The sequence below is a fragment of the Pseudomonas sp. PDM17 genome (genome assembly GCF_014851985.1).
Classification (GTDB): Bacteria; Pseudomonadota; Gammaproteobacteria; order Pseudomonadales; family Pseudomonadaceae; genus Pseudomonas.
In genome coordinates this window covers 429,681-450,211 of sequence record NZ_JACVAT010000001.1, presented here as the reverse complement: position 1 = coordinate 450,211, position 20,531 = coordinate 429,681, and the positions used below count along the sequence as shown (strand labels likewise).

19 protein-coding genes are annotated in these 20,531 nt (G+C 65.5%); 7 read left to right on the top strand and 12 right to left on the bottom strand.

Going from position 1 to position 20,531, the window contains the following annotated elements:
- The first annotated feature begins 145 nt into the window (after positions 1 to 145).
- Both IB256_RS02095 and IB256_RS02090 read left to right on the top strand, forming a co-directional pair.
- A complete protein-coding gene (locus IB256_RS02095) occupies positions 146 to 982 on the top strand; it encodes a M23 family metallopeptidase (protein ID WP_192291535.1) in 837 nt (278 codons plus the stop codon).
- The gene (locus IB256_RS02090) at positions 982 to 1,371 is read left to right on the top strand and encodes a DUF2809 domain-containing protein (protein ID WP_192291537.1); all 390 of its coding nucleotides are present in this window, start codon (positions 982 to 984) and stop codon (positions 1,369 to 1,371) included. The genes IB256_RS02095 and IB256_RS02090 overlap by 1 nt, the downstream gene beginning before the upstream one ends.
- Here IB256_RS02090 and IB256_RS02085 read toward each other — a convergent pair.
- From IB256_RS02085 to IB256_RS02065, 5 genes are all read right to left on the bottom strand, one after another.
- Positions 1,352 to 1,894, bottom strand: a complete 543-nt coding sequence (locus IB256_RS02085) for a GNAT family N-acetyltransferase (protein ID WP_192401125.1) — start codon at positions 1,892 to 1,894, stop codon at positions 1,352 to 1,354. The genes IB256_RS02090 and IB256_RS02085 overlap by 20 nt on opposite strands.
- A complete protein-coding gene (locus IB256_RS02080; RefSeq protein WP_192291541.1) occupies positions 1,894 to 2,382 on the bottom strand; it encodes a copper chaperone PCu(A)C in 489 nt (162 codons plus the stop codon). Before IB256_RS02080 ends, IB256_RS02085 begins: the two co-directional genes overlap by 1 nt.
- Positions 2,383 to 2,520: 138 nt before the next feature.
- Positions 2,521 to 3,891 carry a PepSY-associated TM helix domain-containing protein gene (locus tag IB256_RS02075; RefSeq protein ID WP_192401123.1) on the bottom strand — a complete coding sequence of 457 codons (1,371 nt, stop codon included), beginning with the start codon at positions 3,889 to 3,891 and terminating at the stop codon, positions 2,521 to 2,523.
- A gap of 52 nt (positions 3,892 to 3,943) precedes the next feature.
- On the bottom strand, positions 3,944 to 6,055 hold the full coding sequence (locus tag IB256_RS02070; protein ID WP_192401121.1) for a TonB-dependent copper receptor: 2,112 nt from the start codon (positions 6,053 to 6,055) through the stop codon (positions 3,944 to 3,946).
- A gap of 105 nt (positions 6,056 to 6,160) precedes the next feature.
- Positions 6,161 to 6,625, bottom strand: a complete 465-nt coding sequence (locus IB256_RS02065; protein ID WP_192291548.1) for a DUF2946 domain-containing protein — start codon at positions 6,623 to 6,625, stop codon at positions 6,161 to 6,163.
- 400 nt (positions 6,626 to 7,025) lie between these two features.
- Between IB256_RS02065 and leuA the strand changes: the two genes are divergently transcribed.
- From leuA to IB256_RS02045, 4 genes are all read left to right on the top strand, one after another.
- Positions 7,026 to 8,696: a 2-isopropylmalate synthase gene (leuA, locus tag IB256_RS02060; protein WP_081515945.1), complete on the top strand. Its 1,671-nt coding sequence runs from the start codon at positions 7,026 to 7,028 to the stop codon at positions 8,694 to 8,696.
- Positions 8,697 to 8,771: 75 nt separating this feature from the next.
- Positions 8,772 to 9,248 (top strand): hypothetical protein, encoded by a 477-nt coding sequence (locus IB256_RS02055; protein WP_192401118.1) that lies wholly within the window; start codon positions 8,772 to 8,774, stop codon positions 9,246 to 9,248.
- Positions 9,249 to 9,520: 272 nt separating this feature from the next.
- On the top strand, positions 9,521 to 10,888 hold the full coding sequence (locus tag IB256_RS02050; protein WP_192401116.1) for a spinster family MFS transporter: 1,368 nt from the start codon (positions 9,521 to 9,523) through the stop codon (positions 10,886 to 10,888).
- A gap of 80 nt (positions 10,889 to 10,968) precedes the next feature.
- Complete coding sequence (locus IB256_RS02045) at positions 10,969 to 12,207, top strand: OprD family porin (RefSeq protein ID WP_192401113.1); 1,239 nt, start codon at positions 10,969 to 10,971, stop codon at positions 12,205 to 12,207.
- Between the two features lie 53 nt (positions 12,208 to 12,260).
- Here IB256_RS02045 and IB256_RS02040 read toward each other — a convergent pair whose 3' ends face one another.
- Positions 12,261 to 12,593 carry a DUF5629 family protein gene (locus tag IB256_RS02040; RefSeq protein WP_081515953.1) on the bottom strand — a complete coding sequence of 111 codons (333 nt, stop codon included), beginning with the start codon at positions 12,591 to 12,593 and terminating at the stop codon, positions 12,261 to 12,263.
- Positions 12,594 to 12,722: 129 nt separating this feature from the next.
- Here IB256_RS02040 and IB256_RS02035 point away from each other — a divergent pair, with 129 nt between their 5' ends.
- Positions 12,723 to 13,676: an aldo/keto reductase gene (locus IB256_RS02035; RefSeq protein WP_192401111.1), complete on the top strand. Its 954-nt coding sequence runs from the start codon at positions 12,723 to 12,725 to the stop codon at positions 13,674 to 13,676.
- A gap of 153 nt (positions 13,677 to 13,829) precedes the next feature.
- Here the strand turns inward: IB256_RS02035 and IB256_RS02030 are convergent, their stop codons facing one another.
- From IB256_RS02030 to hisS, 6 genes are all read right to left on the bottom strand, one after another.
- Complete coding sequence (locus IB256_RS02030) at positions 13,830 to 14,624, bottom strand: amidohydrolase (RefSeq protein WP_192401109.1); 795 nt, start codon at positions 14,622 to 14,624, stop codon at positions 13,830 to 13,832.
- Positions 14,612 to 15,760, bottom strand: coding sequence for a pyridoxal phosphate-dependent aminotransferase (locus IB256_RS02025; RefSeq protein ID WP_192291560.1), 1,149 nt, complete (start codon positions 15,758 to 15,760; stop codon positions 14,612 to 14,614). Before IB256_RS02025 ends, IB256_RS02030 begins: the two co-directional genes overlap by 13 nt.
- An 80-nt stretch (positions 15,761 to 15,840) precedes the next feature.
- Complete coding sequence (der, locus tag IB256_RS02020; protein ID WP_192291562.1) at positions 15,841 to 17,328, bottom strand: ribosome biogenesis GTPase Der; 1,488 nt, start codon at positions 17,326 to 17,328, stop codon at positions 15,841 to 15,843.
- Between the two features lie 83 nt (positions 17,329 to 17,411).
- A complete protein-coding gene (gene bamB, locus IB256_RS02015; protein WP_081515963.1) occupies positions 17,412 to 18,554 on the bottom strand; it encodes an outer membrane protein assembly factor BamB in 1,143 nt (380 codons plus the stop codon).
- 1 nt (position 18,555) lies between these two features.
- The gene (locus IB256_RS02010) at positions 18,556 to 19,200 is read right to left on the bottom strand and encodes a YfgM family protein (RefSeq protein WP_192291564.1); all 645 of its coding nucleotides are present in this window, start codon (positions 19,198 to 19,200) and stop codon (positions 18,556 to 18,558) included.
- Between the two features lie 23 nt (positions 19,201 to 19,223).
- Complete coding sequence (gene hisS, locus IB256_RS02005; RefSeq protein WP_081515967.1) at positions 19,224 to 20,513, bottom strand: histidine--tRNA ligase; 1,290 nt, start codon at positions 20,511 to 20,513, stop codon at positions 19,224 to 19,226.
- Between the last annotated feature and the right edge of the window lie 18 nt (positions 20,514 to 20,531).

The following is a 20,531-nucleotide window of genomic DNA, read 5'->3' as shown; positions in this document are numbered from 1 at the left end:
CACTGCGCCCCACCCATCCTACGTTCGTGCTCCTGGACTAGTCCGCAGCACAACTGGGTTCCGCTCTCGACGAAATCGCCGCGCCCGCCGGAGCCGCCCGTGTAGACTGCCCGTTTCATCCGCCGACACGTCCACGGATAGCGCAATGTTCCGACTTTCCTGCCTGCTCATCGCCTCACTCTTCACCCTGACTGCCCACGCCGAAGGCTTCATCAGCCGCACGCTGAACAAACCCGTACCCGGCGGCGTTGCCGTGGTGCAACTGGGCCAGGGCGCCGCCGTGCCGACCGCCACCTACCAGGGCAAGCAGGTGCTGGTGGTGCGCGAGGAAGGCCGCGACTGGATCGCTGTGGTCGGCATCCCGCTGACCGCCAAGGCCGGCAACCAGCAGATCGTCGTGAAGCAGGCCGGCGCCAGCCGCAACCTCGGCTTCAACGTGGGCAGCAAGCACTACAAGGAGCAGCGCATCACCCTGAAGAACACCCGCCAGGTGAATCCGCTGCCCGAAGACCTCAAGCGCATCAACCGCGAGCTGGCCGAGCAGACCGCCGCCTACCGCAGCTTCAGCCCCGGCACGCCGAGCAACCTGGTACTGGACAAACCGGTCAACGGCCCGCTCTCCAGCCCCTTCGGCCTGCGCCGCTTCTTCAACGGCGAGGAGCGCAATCCGCACTCCGGGCTGGACTTCGCCGTGCCCGCCGGCACCCCGATCAAGTCACCGGCCGCCGGCAAGGTAATCCTGATCGGCAACTACTTCTTCAACGGCAACACCGTGTTCGTCGACCACGGCCAGGGCTTCATCAGCATGTTCTGCCATATGTCGAAGATCGACGTGAGAGTCGGCGATGCGGTCCCGCGCGGCGGCGTGGTCGGCCGCGTCGGCGCCACCGGCCGCGCCACCGGGCCGCACATGCACTGGAACGTCAGCCTGAACGACGCCCGCGTCGACCCGGCGATCTTCATCGGCGCGTTCAAGCCCTGATGCGGCTTCGCTTCGATGGACGCAGCGCCCTCTTCGCGCTGCTCTGGTTCGCCGTACTGGTCTGGCTGGCCACGGCCGGGGCGCACCTCGGCTGGCTGCGCGGCTTCGGCGGCGATGTGCTGGCGGTGATCTGGCTGTACTGCCTGCTGCGCGCAGCTATCGATGCGCCTGCCCACTGGCTGGCTGCTGCGGCGCTGGGCTGTGGATTGATCATCGAATTCGGCCAGTACCTCGCCGCGACTTTCCACTGGCAGATCGGCAACCGCGCTCTGCGCATCGTGCTCGGCGCCACGCCGGATTGGCTGGATGTGCTGGCCTACTGCATCGGCTTCGTGCTGATCCTCGCGGCACGGCAGACGCGCCTGGCCCTCAGGCCAGCGGGTAACTGAAGAACAGCGCCATTTCCCCGGGCAGCACCTGCGCCGGGTCGTAGAGGTCCGTGGACAGCCCGCTGAGGGCGAAGCCACGGGAGCGGTAGAAACCCACCGCCGGCAGGTTGAGGTTCTGGGTCTCCAGCCACAGGTGACGCGCCTCGGTGCTCCGGGCCCAGTCCACGCAGCCTTCCAGGAGTTGCCGGCCGACGCCCTGGCCGCGCGCATCGGCGAGGACGAAAAGGTCGTCCAGCACCGCGCGGCGATTCCAGATTTCGTAGCGGGCGATGGCGAAGCCCAGGCGCTCGCCCTCCTCGTCGACGGCCAAGGCGGTCCAGTCGGCCGCCGTGACGTCATCCTTCAGGTCGGCGAAGGGATAGCGCTTGGTCTGCGGCTCGGTCAGACGCTCCTCGCGCAGGATGAAACCATCGGCGGCGCTCTCGATGCGCAGGATCGAGTCGCTCGAGTAGCTGCCGTCGAAGCCCAGCAGCCACTCGCCGTCTTGCGCCCACACCAGCGGGCGCAGGAGCCGGTCGCTCATCAGTTCATCTGCATGCCGTGCATGTCGTGGCCCATATCCGTACCTTTCGGTGCTTCCTTCTGCACCGCGACCTCGACCTTCACGTCGCCGGCCTTCTGAAAGTGCAGGGTCAACGGGAAGCGCTCGCCATCGGCCAGCGGCTTCTTCAGGCCGAACAGCATCAGGTGATACTGGCCGGGCGCGAAGACGATCTTGCCGCCGGCGGGGATGTCCACGCCCTCGACCTTCACCATCTTCATCATGCCGTCCTTCTCGATGTGCTGGTGCACCTCGGCGCTGGCGGCGCGCTCGGTGTCGGCGCCGAGCAGGCGGTCGGCCTCCTTGCCGTGGTTCTGCACGATGAAGTAGGCGGCGCCGTTCACCGAGTTGGCCGGCAGCAGCAGCGACCACGGGTGGTCGATGTGCAGGTTGCCGGCCTCGTATTCGTGGGCCATGGCGGCGCCGGAGAAGCCCAGCAGGACAGCGAAAGCGAGCAGGGTTTTACGCATGTTCGAGACTCCAGTTGGCTTGTGATCAGGTCCGCCGCAACGGCGGGAATCCATCGGGCCGCGGGCGCAACGATCGCGCCGCAGCATAGCCTGCCTCGCGGCAGGCGTCAGGGTGGAAGCACGTCCCACCCGCAACGCTCAACTCAAGGCAGGGCTGCGCGGCTTGATCCGCGACAGCACAGCCCAATCCAGCGCCAGCACCAGCAGCAGCGAAGCGCCCACCAGCGGGAAGGCAACGCCGAGGATGACCATGATCGCCACCCCGCCCTTCCACACCGGCATCGCATGGGGCATCGGCGGCACACCGAGGCGACCCTGCGGGCGGCGCTTCCACCAGATCCACAGGCCGCTGACCGCGCTGAGCAGGATCATCAGGCAGACAGCGAGCATGAGCAGCTGGTTGAACAGACCGAACATCTTGCCTTCGTGCAGCATCACGCCGGATTCGACGCCTTTGGCCACCAGCCCGTAGTCCTTCCAGCGCACGTCGGCGAGTACCTTGCCGGTGTACTGGTCGATGTGCAGGGTGGCGTCGTTGCGCGAGTCGTCAGCAAACACCGAGACGGTGAACACGCCCTGCTCGCCCTTGGGCAGGGCGATGGCGTAGCCCGGCGTCACACCGGCCTGGTCGGCGGTATCGACCACCTGCTGCAGGCTGATCTGCGGCATCGCCATACCGCCGGAGGCGTGAGCCATGTGCTCGGCGTGGGCGCCGCCGGACATCGGCATCGGGGTGTTTTCCATGGCCCAGGGGATGGTCTGGCGGTGCGCGTCATTGAGCGTGCGCGCCTCCAGGTCCGACTTGGGCACTTCGTTCCACATGGGCGCCGGGAAGCGGTTCCACACGTCGGCGAAGGTCTTGCCCCAGAAACCGGTCCAGGTCATCCCGGTGAGCAGCATGAACAGCATCAGCAGCGAGCCCCAGAAGCCGACCACCACATGCACCTCGCGCCACAGCGCGCGGCCGCGACGCGACAGGTCCGGCCACAGCAGCACCCGCAGCGAGCGCTGGCGCGGCCACCACAGGTACAGGCCGGACACCACCAGCACGATGCCCCAGCCGGCGGCCAGCTCGATCAACCGGTCACCGACGGTGCCGATCATCAGTTCGCCGTGCAGCGCGCGGGCCATCGCCTGCAGGTTGGACTTGCCGTCCTGCACACCGAGCAGCTTGCCGCTGTAGGGGTCGACGAAGGCGTTCACCTCGCGTCCATCCAGCTGCGCGACGAACTGCGCGCTGCGGTCGGCGGCCGGCGCCGGCAGGTACTGGCTGACCTGCAACTGCGGGTTCTGGTGATGCAGGTGCATCAGTTGCTCGTCGGCGGACAGCCGCACCTCTCCGGGTTTCACCTGCAGCAGGTCGCTGTACATCAGCGGGTCGAGCTGCGGCTTGAACAGGTAGATGATCCCGGTGATCGACAGCAGGATCATGAACGGCGCGACGAACAGCCCGGCATAGAAGTGCCAGCGCCAGGCCAGGTTGTAGAAATCGAATGTCTTCTTCTGCATTCGTTGGTCTCCTCACGCAAGGAGGCCCCCGTCCGGCGGGGGCCGGTCGGGCTTAGAAGCTGAAGTCCACTTTGGTCCAGAACGTACGTCCCGGCTCGTGGATCGATTCGGGGTCGTTGGCCGGGTAGCCGAAGCCGGCGTTGCCCGCCAGGTTCAGGTGCTCGGCGTAGTCCTTGTCGAACAGGTTGTCGACGCCGGTACTGACCTTGAGGTTCTTGCTCAGCTTGTACGCGCCATTGAGCGAGAACACCGCGAAGCCGGGGCTTTCGTCGAAGTCGTAACCGACCACGTTGCCCTGGTTCTCGGCGATCCGCCCCTGGTGCGCGACCACGCGCCAGAGTCCGCCGGCGCTCCAGTCGCCTTCCACGTAGGTCAGGCCGAAACGCGCTTCCAGCGGCGGCATCTGCGGCAGCGCAGTGTCGTCGGTGGTGTTCTTGCCCCAGGCGTAGGCCAGGGTGCCGTCGGCGGTCCAGTTACTGGTCAGCGCGTAGGCCGCGCCCAGTTCGCCACCCATGATGCGGGCGTCGACGTTCCGCGCCTGGGAGGTGCGTCCCATCATGCCGCCGGGCATGTAGTCGAACAGGATGTAGTCGCGGATCACGCCGACGTAGCCCGAAGCCCAGGCCTTGAGCTTCTCGTCCTCGTACTGCGCGCCGAAGTCCAGTTGGGTGGTCTTCTCCGGCTTGATGCTGTCGAAGGCGTTGACCGAGCCGCTCGGGCCCTTGTCCGGGGAGAACAGCTCCCAGTAGTCGGGGAAGCGCTGCACGTGGCCGAGGCCGACATAAAGGGTGGTCGGCGTGTCGGCCAGGTCGTGCTCGTAGCGGGCGAAACCGCTGGGCAGGGTGTCGGCGCGGGTGTCGTCGGCGGTGGGATTGGGCATCGCCATCATCCCCGAGCCGGTGCTCTGCCGGTAATCCTTGACCGAGGCGCGGTCCAGGCGCGCACCGGTGATCACGCGGTCGCGGTCGGCGGCGTACCAGGTCAGCTCACCAAAGGCGCCGTAGTTGTGGAACACGGCGTCCTTGTCCCACGGCTGCTCGTCATAGGTGTTGATGCCCATGCCGCTGCGTTCGCGGTGCTCGTTGGTCTGCGCATCGACGCCGGTGATCAGCTTGAAATCGTCCCAGCGCCAGGTGGCGGCCAGGCGCCCGCCGAGGGTACGGCGGTCGACGTTGGAGGCCATGGGGCCGGCCATCATGCCGGTGCCCGAGGGCGTGCGCAGGCTGTAGTTGTCCATCACGTGGTCGGCGTAGTTGTAGTAGACCTGCGCCTCCAGCTTGTCGAGCACGCCACCGATGTTGGACTTCTCGAAGCGCAGGCCGAGGCTTTCTCGCTTGAACTGCGAGCCGTCCATGCCACGCCCGGCGTAGCGCGCCTCGCCATCGCCCTTGCCGGCGGTGAGTTCGACCAGGGTGTCGGCGTCCGGCGTCCAGCCCACGGCCACGTCGCCGTTCCATTTGTTCCAGCGCGAAGGCACGGTGTTGCCGCTGCCGTCTTCGTAGTCATCGGACTGCGACTTGTTGCCGGTGAAACGCAGGTAGCCCTCGGGGCCACCGGCGGCGGCGTCCAGCACGCGGTCGAAGCGGCCGTTGGAGCCGGCGGTTAGGCTGCCGTTGACGCGCATGCCCAGTTCGCCGAAGCGCTCCGGCTCACGGTCGAAGCGGATGGTCCCGGCCGAGGCGCCGGGGCCCCAGATCACGGTCTCCGGGCCCTTGACCACGGTGAGCTTGTCGTAGGTTTCCGGCGAGATATAAGAGGTGGGCGCGTCCATCCGTGCCGGGCAGGCGCCGAGCATGGTGCTGCCGTTGGTGAGGATGTTCAGGCGCGAGCCGAACATGCCGCGCAGCACCGGGTCGCCATTGGTGCCGCCGTTTCGGATGGCGGAGAAGCCGGGGATGGTCTTGAGGTAGTCGGCGCCGTCGCTGGCGGGGATCGGCTGCCGCGGCTGCTTGGGGTCGGTGACCACGGTCAGCGGCGAACTCTGCGCCACGGCGGTGATGACGCTGGGCGACAGCTCGGTGACCGAAGCATTGGTGGCGTGGGCCGAGTGATCTTCTTCCTCGGCCAGTACCGGAACGGCAGTGAGACCGCCAAGGGCGGTCAGCGCGCACAGGGCGCGCAGGCCGACGGCAGTTTGCCGACGGCGCAGGGGCATGCGGGTCATTCCATGAGTTCCATGATCGATGATGACGCCCGCTCCACGCGTACTCGCACGGCGCGCATACCAATGCAGGCATCCGCGCCGGGGTCGGGGAGTCGGGATTGCGGGTCAGCCGATCAGGAACGGGGGTGCGCGGGAGCGGGCGCCGGGGAAGACCGGCGAGGCGGGAATGCGGGAAGCAACGAACAGGGCAACGGGCGCGCCGACAGCGGGCAGGCCGTGGTCGAGCACGACCGGTGGCGGCGTCAGCGGCGGGCTGTGGATCAGCAGGCTGCAATAGCCGCACTTCTCCATGAAGGCGTCGGCGGTAAGCGGCTGCTCGCCGTGGGAAACCTGGGCGGCTTGATGGTCCGCAGCACGCTGGCTGTCGGAGCAGTGCATGTCCTCCATGCCGGCCATGTCGTGGGACATGGCCTTGCCATGCTCCATCGGCATGACGTGGTCCATCGGCATGGACATGGGCATGGCGTGATCCATCGGCATCGACTGGGAGACCAGCGGGCCGACATAGATCATCAGCATGGCGAACAACGCCAGCCAGGTACCTACGCCTTGTCGTGTACGACGGGTCACGAAATGTCCTTGCGGATGGAGAGTTCCCACCTGGGGCGGGTGCGCAATGATCGCACGGAGTTACAAAGCTTCGCTGCGGCACGAAGACGCAGAATCAGTTAAGCACAGCGACAAGCTTCAGGATAAATTGCTGAAATGGCATATTTCCGACAATTATTTCTCGATAAATAGACTTGAAAGACTATTCCTACCAAATTTTTCCAAATGCTTGCCATTGGTCTCCCAGACCTTTAGCTTGGCACTCATGAAAACCGCACACACCCTCATTCTGCTTCGCCAACACGCCTGCCTGCGCCTGGTCAGCCCGCGACTGCGTGGCTGAGCCCCCCCTCCCCGGTTCCGCCTCATTCAGATTTTTATGCGCAGGCCCCGCAGGCCGCAGAGAACAAGGATTCCGCTCATGAGCATGTTGAAAGACCCGTCGAAGAAATACCGCGCCTTCACCCAGATCACCCTGCCCGACCGCACCTGGCCGGACAAGATCATCGACAAGGCGCCGATCTGGCTGTCCACCGACCTGCGCGACGGCAACCAGTCGCTGATCGAGCCGATGGACGCCGAGAAGAAGATGCGCTTCTTCAAGTGCCTGGTTCAGGTCGGCCTGAAGGAAATCGAAGTGGGCTTCCCGTCCGCCTCGCAGACCGACTTCGACTTCGTTCGTGAGCTGATCGAGAACGACCACATTCCCGATGACGTCACCATCCAGGTACTGACCCAGGCCCGTGACGACCTCATCGAGCGCACCTTCGAGTCCCTCAAGGGCGCGAAGAAGGCCATCGTCCACTACTACAACGCCTGCGCACCGAGCTTCCGCAAGATCGTCTTCAACCAGGACAAGGCTGGCGTGAAAGCCATCGCCGTGGCCGCCGGCCAGACCATCAAGCGCCTGGCCGAAGCCGCGCCGGAAACCCAGTGGGGCTTCGAGTACTCGCCGGAAGTGTTCAGCTCCACCGAGACCGATTTCGCCGTCGAGGTGTGCAATGCGGTGATCGACGTGTTCCAGCCGACCCCGGCCAACCGCCTGATCCTCAACCTGCCCGCCACCGTCGAGTGCGCCACCCCGAACAACTACGCCGACCAGATCGAGTGGTTCGGCCGCCAGATCAACAAGCGCGACAGCGTATTGCTCAGCCTGCACACCCACAACGACCGTGGTACTGGCGTGGCTGCTTCGGAACTGGCCCTGATGGCCGGCGCCGACCGCGTCGAAGGCTGCCTGTTCGGCAACGGCGAGCGCACCGGCAACCTCTGCCTGGTGACCATGGCGCTGAACATGTACACCCAGGGCATCGACCCCGAGCTGGACTTCTCCGACATCGACGCCGTGCGCAAGGTGGTGGAAGAGTGCAACCAGATTCCGGTGCACCCGCGTCACCCCTACGTCGGCGACCTGGTCCACACCGCCTTCTCCGGCTCCCACCAGGACGCCATCCGCAAGGGCTTCGCCCAGCAGAAGGACGATGCCGTGTGGGAAGTGCCGTACCTGCCGATCGACCCCGCGGACATCGGCCGCAGCTACGAAGCGGTGATCCGTGTGAACAGCCAGTCCGGCAAGGGCGGCATCACTTTCCTGCTCGAGCAGGAGTACGGCATCAGCCTGCCGCGCCGCATGCAGATCGAGTTCAGCCAGGTGGTGCAGAACGAGACCGACCGTCTCGGCCTGGAGATGACCGCCGAGCAGATCTACACCCTGCTGCAGACCGAGTACCTGCAGGCCGTCTCCCCGTTCGGCCTGAAGAACTACCGCCTGCAGGAAGAGAACGGCGTCTGCGCCATCGACATCGACGTGACCCACAAGGGCGAGCAGCATCGCTGGCACGGCAAGGGCAAGGGCACCCTGGAAGCCCTGGTCGCCTCGCTGCCGGTGGACGTCGAGATCATGGACTACAACGAGCACGCCATTGGCGCCGGCACCAATGCCCGCGCGGCCGCCTATATCGAACTGCGCGTCGAGGGTGGTCGTTCGCTGCACGGCATCGGCATCGATGAAAACATCACCACCGCGAGCTTCCGTGCGCTGTTCAGCGCCCTGAACCGCGCCGTGACGCTGGGCCACGCGAAAGCCGCGTAAACCTTAAGCTAACCTGAAAGTCCCTTTGCCCCGGACGCCTCGTGCGTCCGGGGCTGTTTTCGAAGGAGCGAAAACATGACGGACACCCCGCAGGACAATCCCTTCCAGACGCCCGCTGCGCCCCTTCACGACTTACCCTCCATCGCTGCAGGCGCCTCCCTCTACAAGATCAGTGCCGTCGGCATCGCGACCTTCTTTGGCCTGCCCGTCGCCGGGGCCTGGGTCATCACCCAGCACCTCAAACGGCTCGGTCGGCCGCAGGAAGCGAGGAACATCTGGTTTACCGGCATAGCGCTGACCGCGGCCATATTCGTCATCGGCCAACTCCTGCCCGCCAACATGTCCGGCATGCCGATGGCGATAGCCAGGTTGGTTTTCATGGTCGGCCTTGCCAAGCAGCGCTGCGAATCAGCACTCAAGGAGCATGCCGCTGCCGCAGGCCGGTTCGCCTCGAACTGGCGCGCCTTCGGCGTCAGCCTGCTGTTTCTGCTCGGCGTCCTGGCCGTGCTCTTCGTCGGCACAGTGATCCTTTCCTTGCTCGGCCTGATCTGACCCAACCTCCTCGCACCGCCTAAAGATTCCCCCTAGTCCCCTAGGGGGCAGTCTCCGCAATGCTGGTACTCGCCCCGATTACCCCTGCCTCGCCCCTTCCCTAGTCTTGCGTGCACTGCCGTGAAAGCGGCAGGCAAACAAAAAACCGTGTCACGCAATCAGACACATTCGGCTGCCCCTGCCTTGCGTACAGAGGCGCCTGGTTACCTACAACAACAACGAGCTCGACGTGCTTGGCCATCTGCCTTCACCCGCTTCAGGAGCCAGTAACCGTGAACCCGCAATCCCACCCGAAATCCGTCCAGACCTCGCGTTATTCCTGGTATGTCGTCGTGCTGTGCATGGTGGCGTACATCTTCTCCTTCGTTGACCGGCAGATCCTTTCGCTGATGATCGAGCCGATCAAGGCCGACCTTCAGATCAGCGATACCCAGTTCAGCCTGCTCAGCGGGCTGGCCTTCTCGCTGTTCTACGCCTTCATGGGCCTGCCTATCGCCTATCTCGCCGACCGTTCCTCGCGGGTGAAGATCATCGCCATCGGCGTGGCGTTCTGGAGCTTTGCCACGGCCGCCTGCGGCCTGTCGAAGAACTTCCTGCAGATGTTCCTGGCACGCATGAGCGTTGGCGTCGGCGAGGCCGCGCTGACGCCGGCGACCTACTCGATGCTCGCCGACCTGTTCCCCAGGGAGAAACTCGGCCGCGCGCTGGGGTTGTACTCCATGGGGGCGTTCCTCGGCGGCGGCCTGGCCTTCCTGGTCGGCGGCTATGTGATAGAGGCGCTGCGCGACGTGCCGGCCATCGACCTGGGCTGGCTGGGCCAGGTGCGCTCCTGGCAGATCGCATTCTTCATCGTCGGCCTGCCCGGCGTGCTGGTGGCGCTGCTGATCGCGCTGACCATCCGCGACCCGGCGCGCAAGGAGGCGAACCCGCAGCACAAGGCGACCATCGGCGACGGCCTGCGCTTCCTGCGCCGCCACCGCGCGACCTTCACCTGCCACTACCTCGGCTTCTCGTTCTTCGCCATGTGCCAGTACGCGCTGATGGGCTGGGCGCCGGCCATGTACATCCGCCAGTACGGCCTGACGCCGCTGGAGGTGGGCTACATCCTCGGCGGCATCCTGCTGGTGCTCAACACCGCCGGGGTGTTCTGCGCCGGCTGGCTGGTGGATGTGCTGCAGAAGCGCGGGCGCAGCGACGCCGCGATGATCAGCGGCATGCTCGGCGTGGCCTGCACCATTCCCTTCGTCATCGGTTCGGTGACAGCGAGCAGCCTGCAGCTGTCGGTGCTGCTGATGGGCCCGGCGATGTTCTTCTGCGCCTTCTGCATCTCCACCTCGGCGGCCGCCATGCAGGTGCTCACGCCCAACCGCCTGCGCGCGCAGGTGTCGGCGCTGTTCCTGCTGGTCTCCAACCTGATCGGCCTGGGTGTCGGCACCACACTGGTGGCGCTGCTCACCGACCAGTACTTCAAGGACCCGAAGGCCGTCGGCTCGTCCATCGGCATCATCGTCACCCTCGCCGGCCTGCTCTGCCTGTGGCTGCTCGGCAACGGACGCAAGCACTTCCGTCGCAGCCTGGGCCAGGAGCAGACAGCCCAGCCTGAAGCCGCACCGCTGGACAGCACCGCCACCGCGAACTGATCGCGCCGCCTCGACAAGATTTACGCCCGTTCGCCGGCGTGGCGCCCCGCGCCCCGGCGAACGGCGCCCAGGAGATGACGATGTTCCGTAATCGCTTTACCGGTGCGCTGCTGTGCAGCGCGCTGATGCCCCTCTGCGCCCAGGCCGACCTGATCGACGACAGCCGCCTGGACACCACCCTGCGCAACTTCTACATGCTGCGCGACTACCGCCAGGACAATGCCCCGCAATCCCAGGCCGGCAGCTGGTCCCAGGCCGTGCTGGCGCGCTTCAGCTCCGGCTTCAGCGAAGGCACCATCGGTGTCGGTGTGGACTTCACCGGCTTCTACGCCCTGAAGCTCGACGGCGGCGCAGGCACCAGCAACGACAGCAACCTGCCCTACGACCGCACGACGGGTGAGCCGGTGGATGACTTCAGCCGGGGCGGCGCCACGCTCAAGCTGCGCTATTCGAAGACCACGCTGAAGGTCGGCCTGCTGGAGCCGCGCCTACCGGTAATCTTCCAGGATGACGTGCGCGTGCTGCCGCAGACGTTCCAGGGCGTGATGCTGGAGTCGAAGGAGTCGGAGCGCTTCAGGTTCACCGCCGCGCAACTGTGGAACACCAGTACCCGCGCCTCCAGCGACCGCGAGTCGTTCTATCTGGCTACCCGCCCCGCCAGCCAGGACAGCAACAAGCTGAACCTGGGGGGCGTCGATGCGCAGTGGACGTCCGGCCTGTCCACCAGCTACTACTTCGCCCAGCTCGAGGACATCTACGACCAGCACTACGTCGGTGCCAACCTCAAGCAACCGATCGGCGAGAACACCGCGCTGCTCGGCACCCTGAGCTACTTCCACAACGAGGAATCCGGGCAGGCGCTGGCCGGGCGCATCGACAACCGCGCCTATGGCGCGCGACTCGGCGTGAAGCACGGCAGCCACATGCTTTCCGCCACCTACCAGCGCATGCTCGGCGAAGACATGTTCCCCATGCTGCTGGGCAACACACCACAGCCGTACCTGGTCAACTGGGTCACCAACGGCGGGTTCTTCTGGGCGCAGGAGCGCTCCTACCAGCTGCGCTACGACTATGACTTCGCCAGCCTCGGACTGCCGGGCCTGACCCTGATGACGCGCTACACCAAGGGCACCGACATCTCGCGGCCGGGCCAGAGCGACGGCCACGAATACGAGCGCGATACCGATGTGGGCTACACCATTCAGAGCGGCCCGCTGAAGACGCTGTCGTTCCTCATGCGCACCTCCACAGTGCGCAGCAGCTATGCCAGCGACTACGACGAGGTGCGCTTCATCACCAGCTACCCGCTGGCATTCTGAAGCCAGAAACGAAGAAGGCCCCTCACGGGGCCTTCTTCATTGTCAGGGGACGCTTACTCGTCGTCGCCGCTGGCGGCGACTGCGCCAAGGCAGCACAGTCGGTGCTGCTGGTCGCCGGCCTGCAGCAGCCAGGTCTCGTCTTCGGCCTGGTAGCTGGCCTCCATCACCTGGTTGTAGCTGAAGCGCCACTCGCGGCGGTCGCGGCCATCGATGGACTCGATCTGCAGCACCACGTCTTCGCTGGCGAAGGGCTGGTCGGCGTGGGCGGCGGCGTCGGCCTGGTCCAGCAATGCCTCGTTGAGCTCGAACTGCCAGGCGTGCAGACCGTCGATCAACAGCATGTCGGCGGTTTCCAGCTGGTCCAGCAGGTAGGGAGTCGTGGTCATGACGGGCACTCGGCAATTGGGCTGGCCGCCATGATAGACCAGCTGGCGTACCGCTGCCGGCCAATCCGCCCCGCGGCGCAAGGCAGCGCGTCTACACTGAGGGTTCCCGCCCCTCAGGAGTCAAAGCAGATGCGTACACGCGAACTCGGACAATCGGGCCTGAAGATTCCGGCGCTGGTCTTCGGCGGCAATGTGTTCGGCTGGTCCTCCGACGAGGCGACCTCGTTTCGCTTGCTGGACGCGCTGCTCGACGCGGGGCTGAACTGCATCGACACCGCCGACGTTTACTCGCGCTGGGTGCCGGGCCACGAGGGCGGTGAGTCGGAAACCCTGATCGGCAAGTGGCTGAAGAAAACCGGCAAGCGCAACCAGGTGATCATCGCGACCAAGGTCGGCATGGACATGGGCAACGGCCACAAGGGGCTGTCGGCGGTGTACATCGAGCAGGCACTGGAGCGCTCGCTCAAGCGCCTGCAGACCGACTACATCGATCTCTACCAGTCCCACTGCGACGACCCGCACACCTCGATGGAGGAAACCATGGGCGCCTTCGCCGAGGCCGTGGAGCGCGGCAAGGTGCAGGTGATCGGCGCCTCCAACTTCGACGCCAAGCGCCTGCGCGAAGCCCAGGAGCTCTGCACCCGCTTGAAGCTCCCGCAATACCAGAGCCTGCAACCCAACTACAACCTGTACGACCGCGCCAACTACGAGACGCAACTGGAGCCCACGGTGCAACAGCTGGGCCTGGGCGTGATCAACTTCTACTCCCTGGCGGCGGGCTTCCTCACCGGCAAGTACCGTCGCGAGGACGACCTGGGCAAGAGCAGCGTGCGCGGCTACAAGGTGAAGAACTTCATGAACGAGCGCGGCTTCGCGCTCCTCGATGCGCTGGAGGAAGTGGCCGGCGAACTGCACGCCACGCCGACCCAGGTCGCACTCGCCTGGCTGATGGCCCGCCCGAGCATCACCGCACCGATTGCCAGTGCGTCGAAGCTGGAGCAGTTGCCCGACCTGATCGCAGCGGTGGAGCTGAAGCTCAGTGACGAGGCGATCCAGCGGTTGGATACCGCCAGCGCCTACTGAGGAAGTCACGGGAAATCTGACCGTAGGATGGGTGGAGCGCAGCGATACCCATGCAGTCAGCGCTGCAATTGATGGGTATCGCTTCGCTCCACACCATCCTACTTGGAGACTCCCTGCAGGAGCGCGCCAAAGCCCGCCCTCCAGGGAAATCCGTTACGCCCGGATATCGAACTCGTCGGCGTCGAGGTTTGCCGGGAATCGCTCGCGGTAGGCCGCGAGCTCCGCTGCGCTCAGGGCAACCTGGAAGACCCCGTCGGCATTGCCGGCGGCCAGCAGGTTGTCACCCTGGAAGTCGAGCACCTGGCTGTCGCCGGAGTAGGCGTGGCCCTTGCCATCTTCACCGACGCGGTTGACCGCCGCGACATAACAGAGGTTCTCGATAGCCCGTGCCGGCAGCAGGCGATTCCAGTGCTGGCGGCGCGCAGCCGGCCAGTTGGCGGTGTAGAGCAGCAGGTCGGTATCCTGGGGATCGCGGCTCCAGACCGGGAAGCGCAGGTCGTAGCAGACCAGCGGGCGAATCCGCCAACCCTTCCATTCCAGCAGCACCTGCTGGTCGCCGGGCGTGTAGTGCTTGTGCTCGCCGGCCATGCGGAACAGGTGGCGCTTGTCGTAATGCTGCATCTCGCCGTCCGGGCGCGCCCAGAGCAACCGGTTGCGATGGCTGCCATCGGCGGCGCGGATGATCACGCTGCCGCAGACCACGGCATCGAGCCTCGAAGCCTGCTCGCGCAGCCAGGCGTAGGTCGCGCCCTCCTCCGCCTCGGCCAGCGTCTCGGAATCCATGGAAAAACCGGTGGTGAACATCTCCGGCAGGATCACCACGTCGGCGCCACGGGCGCTTTCCAGCAGCGCCTCGAAGCGCTCGCGGTTGGCCTTGGCGTCGTGCCAGACCAGGGTGGTCTGCACGAGGGCGAGCTTGAGGTCGGCCAGTTGAGTCAGATCGCGCATAGTCGTTCCGCTGCCTGACGCAGCGTCTCCTCTTTCTTGGCGAAGCAGAAGCGCACCAGGCGCATGTCCGCCGGCGGCTGCTGGTAGAACACCGAGACCGGAATGGCCGCCACGCCATGCTCGGTGGTCAGCCATTCGGACATGGCGACATCATCGAGGTCCGGGCGAATCGCCGAGTAATCGACCACCTGGAAGTAAGTTCCGGCGGCACGCTGGAAGGTGAAACGCGAGCCTTCCAGCAGATTGCAGAACAGATCGCGCTTGGCCTGGTAGAAGCCCGGCAGCTCGCGCAAGTGCTCGGGGTGCGCGGCCATGAAGTCGGCCAGCGCCCATTGCAGCGGAGTCACGCCGCAGAAGTTCACGTACTGGTGGATCTTGCGCATCTCCGCCGACAGCGCCGGTGGCGCCACCACGTAGCCGGTCTTCCAGCCGGTGACGTGGTAGGTCTTGCCGAAGGAGCTGATGACGAAGGCGCGCGGATACAGCTCGTCATGGGCCAGCACGCTGGCGTGCTGTACGCCGTCGTAGATCAGGTGCTCGTAGACCTCGTCGCTGATCACGTAGATCTCGCGGTCGCGGATCAGCTCGGCCAGGCGATCCAGGTCGGCACGGTCGATCAACGCGCCGCTGGGGTTGTGCGGGCTGTTGAGGAAGATCAGGCGCGTGCGCGGGGTGATGGCATCGCTCAGGCGCTGCCAGTCGATGCGGAAGCCCGGCTGGCTCAGCGCAACGTGCACGCAATGGCCACCGGCCAGTTCAACCGAAGGCTCGTAGCTGTCGTAGCAGGGATCGAGGACGATGGCTTCGTCGCCGGGGCGGATCAGCGCCTGTACCGCGCAGAAGATCCCTTCGGTCGCGCCGGGAACGATGGTCACTTCGGTGTCGGAGCTGACGTTGCGGCCATACAGGCTCGCGACCTTGATCGCGACCTGTTCGCGCAGCGCCGGCAGGCCGGTCATCGGGCTGTACTGGTTCTGCCCGGCCATGACGTGGCGGGCGACCGCTTCGAGCAGCGGTGCGGGGCCGGGGAAGTCCGGGAAGCCCTGGGAGAGATTCAGCGCTCCGCTTTGCGCGGCGAGCTGGGACATGCGGGTGAAGATGGTGGTGCCGACATTCGGCAGTTTGCTGGTAAGCATGGCGTGACTACAGGCTGCAGGCGATGAGAGGAAGTCCCTACTCTATCGCCTGCGGCTTGCGGTCTAAAGACTGACAGACGTTATTTACGTTTGTCCTTCTTCTTCTTCTCCGCCTTCTTGTGGTGCGACATCAGGCGGCGCTTCTTGTTGACCTGGCGATCGGTGAGCTGGGTCTTCTTGCCCTCGAACGGGTTGTCACCGCCCTTGTACTCGATGCGGATCGGCGTACCGACCAGCTTCAGCACGCGGCGGAAGGTCTTCTCCAGGTAGCGGGTATAGGCCTTGGGCACCGCATCCACCTGGTTGCCGTGGATCACGATCAGCGGCGGGTTGGCGCCCCCCAGGTGCGCGTAGCGCAGCTTGATGCGGCGGCCGTTGACCATCGGCGGCTGGTGAACCTGGATGGCGTCCTCGAGGATCTGCGTGAGCTTGCTGGTGGGCCAGCGGGTCACGGCGGAACGGAAGGAGTCCTGCACCGACTTGTACAGGTGGCCAACGCCGGTGCCGTGCAGCGCCGAGATGAAGTGGATGTCGGCGAAGTCGGCGAACATCAGCCGGCGCTCGAGCTCGGTCTTCACGTAGTCGCGCTCGGCCGATTCCATGCCGTCCCACTTGTTCAGCGCGATGACCAGCGCACGACCGGTCTCCAGCACGAAGCCGAGCAGGTTGAGGTCGTGTTCGACCACGCCCTCGCGGGCGTCCATGACGAAGATGACCACGTTGGCGTCCTGAATCGCCTGCAGGGTCTTCACCACGGAGAACTTTTCGACCGCCTCGAAGATCTTGCCGCGGCGGCGCACGCCGGCGGTGTCGATCAGGGTGTACTTCTCTTCGTTGCGCTCGAAGGGAATGTAGATGCTGTCGCGGGTGGTGCCGGCCTGGTCGTAGACGATCACCCGCTCTTCACCGAGCATGCGGTTCACGAGCGTGGACTTGCCGACGTTGGGGCGACCGATGATGGCGATCTTGATGCCATCCTTCTCGCTCGGACCAGGGATGCGCTTGGCTTCCTCGCCCTCGGCGACTTCTTCCAGCTCGCCGGGCAGGTCGTTGTCTTCCGGCGCTTCCGGCTCCGGGGCGAACATCTCGCCCAGGGCTTCCTGAAGCATCTGGGTGATGCCACGGCCGTGGGCGGCGGCGATCGGGATCGCATGCCCCAGGGCCAGCGGGCTGAACTCGGCGCGGGCGATGTCCGGATCGACGGTGTCGACCTTGTTGGCCACCAGGTAGGTGCGCTTGTTCTTCTTGCGCAGGTGCTCGCCGATCATCTCGTCAGCGGCGGTGAGGCCGGCGCGGGAGTCAACCATGAACAGGACGGCATCGGCCTCTTCGATGGCCTGCAGCGACTGCTCGGCCATCTTGGCGTCGATACCCTCTTCGTCACCGGAAATACCACCGGTATCGATGACGATGAATTTCTTGCCCTGCCACTTGGCCTCGCCGTACTGGCGGTCTCGGGTCAGACCTGCGTACTCGGCGACGATGGCGTCACGGGTGCGGGTCAGGCGGTTGAACAGGGTGGACTTGCCGACGTTCGGGCGGCCCACCAGGGCTATTACGGGAACCATGCGGCTCTCCAGGAAATTTGATTTTCAGAAAACACGACGGCCGCTGCCGTTTTTCACGGCAGCGGCCGGCAGTAACACTCAGCTTAGCGAATCGTGTAGGCGGCCAGCTTACCGCTGTTGCCGAACACGTACATCCAGCTGCCGACTACCAGCGGGCGAACCCGCACGCCGTCACCGTCGACCTTCTCGCGGCCAACGAAACGACCGTCCACCTGACTCAGCAGGTGCACGTAACCTTCCAGGTCACCAACGACCACGTTGCTCGACAGCACGGCCGGAGCGGACAACTGGCGGCGAGCCAGGGCGTCGTTGCTCCACAGCGAGGACGAACCACGGGAGTCGAGGCTTTCCACGGTGCCGCTGGACTGGCTGATGAACACGCTGCCGGTACCTTCGGCGACGCCGACGTAGCTGGAAGCTTCACGCTGCCAGAGTACGCGGCCGGTGCCTACGTCCAGTGCCGCGGCGCGGCCCTGGTAGCTGGCGACATAGAGCACGTTATCGACCAGCAGCAGGCCGCCGTCGATATCGACGACGCGGTCCAGCTCGGAACGGCCTTGCGGAATCGCAACGCGCGCTTCCCAGACCGGCAAGCCACGCTCCACGTCTACCGCAACGACCTTGCCGCTGGCCAGACCGGCCAGGGCCAGTCGGCCCGCGATCAACGGAGCGCCAGTGCCGCGCAGGGTCAGCACGGGTACGGTGCCTTCGTAGATCCAGCGCTGGTTGCCGGTAGAAGCATCGAAGCCGATCAGCTTGTCGTCCTGGGTCTGCACCACCACCACGTCACCGTTGGTAGCCGGAGCAGCCAGCACTTCGCTGGTGACCTTGGCGCGCCACTTCTGCTCGCCCGAACCGGAATCCAGGGCAATCACGTCGCCACGCAGGGTGCCCAGCAGGACCATGCCGCTGCCCACACCGACGGCGCCGGAGATCGGCAGATCGAGGTCTTTCTTCCACAGCACTTCGCCGGTTTCGCGCTGCATGGCCATGACGCGGCCTTCGGCAGACGCGGCGTAGATGGTCTGGCCATCCACGGCGGGCTCGAGCAGGTTGTACAGGTCGCCCTGGCCGTCACCGACCGAACGGCTCCACTGTTTCTCCAGGCGGACCTCTTCCTTGAAATCGGTCAGCTCGGCCGGCGGCAGTTCTTTCTTGCTATTACTGCTGCAACCCACAGCCATAAGGGTCAGTGCCAGCAGTGCAACGTGTTTCCAACGCAACATCTCAGGCGTCTCCCTTGGCCAGGTCGTCGAGTTTCATCTGCAGGGCGCCAACGGCGGCGTCTTCCGGCAGGGCAGCCTTGGCCTTTTCGTAGGCGACACGGGCGTCGTCGTTGCGCTTGAGCTGCAGCAGCAGGTCGCCGCGCAGTTCTTCGCGAGTGGCGACGTAGGCCTTGTCGACGTTGCCGTCGAGCAGCTTCAGACCGTCTTCGGCCTTGCCCTGGGCAGCCAGGACACGTGCCAGGCGCTGGCGCGCCAGCTCGCCGAGGGTGGCGTCAACCGGCTTGTCGACCACGGCCTTGAGTTCGAGGACGGCGTCATCCAGCTTGCCGCTGTCCACCGCAACCTTGGCGACGAACAGGCGGCCGTACTGGGCGTACGGTGTGCCGGCGAAATCGGTGTTCAGCTTGCCAGCGAGCTCGGCGACCTTGGCGGTGTCGGGCTTGCCGGCCGGGTTCAGCGCGGTTTCCAGCAGGGCCTGGTAAATGATCGAGGCACCCTGGGACTGGTTGCTCTGGTACTTTTTCCAGGCCTGCCAGCCAAACACCACGATCAGCGCCAGAGCGGCGCCGGTCAGCAGGGGCATGCCGTTACGCTGCCACCAGTCCTTGATGTCAGCGATCTGTTCTTCTTCGGTACGGTTACTCACCCCAATACTCCTATCCGCTCGATTCAGGCCTGCTTGAGGCAGGCAGCCAGGTGCTCGGGCAGAGCATCCCAGGCGATATTCTGTTGTTCGCCCTCGCCACGCAGGGGCTTGAAACCTACCACGCGGTTGGCCAGTTCGTCGTCACCCAGAATCATTGCGAACTGTGCACCGCTCTTGTCGGCCTTCTTGAACTGGCTCTTGAAGCTGCCGGCGCCGGCGTTGACCAGCAGGCGCAGGCCCGGAATGGCCTCGCGCAGCTGTTCGGCCAGGGTCAGTGCAGCCAGCTCCGCCGGCTCGCCGAAGGCGCAGACGTAGAGATCGGCTGGGCGGTTCAGCTCGGCGGGCACCACGCCCAGGGTTTCCAGCAGCAGGACCAGGCGTTCCACGCCCATGGCGAAGCCCACGCCCGGAGTCGGCTTGCCGCCGAACTGGCTGACCAGGCCGTCGTAGCGGCCCCCGCCGCAGACAGTGCCCTGGGCGCCGAGCTTGTCGGTGACCCACTCGAAAGCGGTGCGGCAGTAGTAGTCCAGGCCACGCACCAGCTTCTGGTTGATCTCGTAGCGCAGGCCGACCGCGTCCAGGCGGGCCTTCAGGCCCTCGAAGTGGGCGATCGACTCTTCGTCCAGGTAGTCGTGCAGGCTCGGCGCGCCGACCAGCAGGGCCTGGGTGCTCTCGACCTTGCTGTCGAGGATGCGCAGCGGGTTGGTGGTCATGCGGCGCTGGCTGTCTTCGTCCAGCTGCTCGAAGCGCTCCTGCAGGTAGGCCACCAGGTCGTCGCGATAGCGCGCGCGGGCTTCGCTGGAGCCCAGGGTGTTCAGCTGCAGGGTCACGGCGTCGGCCATGCCCAGCTTCTGCCACAAGCGCCAGGTGAGGATGATCAGCTCGGCGTCGATGTCCGGACCGGGCAGGTTGAAGACTTCCACGCCGATCTGGTGGAACTGGCGGTAGCGGCCTTTCTGCGGCTTCTCGTAGCGGAACATCGGGCCGGTGTACCACAGCTTCTGTACCTGGCCACCGCCCGACAGGCCATGCTCCAGCACGGCGCGCACGCAGCCCGCAGTGCCTTCCGGACGCATGGTCAGAGATTCGCCGTTGCGGTCTAGGAAGGTGTACATCTCCTTGTCGACCACGTCGGTGCCTTCGCCGATGCCGCGGGCGAAGAGTTCGGTGAACTCGAGGATCGGCAGGCGGATCTCGCTGTAGCCGTAGCGGTCCAGCAGGCCGGCGAAGGTGCGTTCCAGATAGCGCCAGGCCGGGGTCTGGTCCGGCAGGATGTCGTTCATGCCACGGATGGCTTGCAGGGACTTGCTCACTTAGGATCCTTGTTGCGG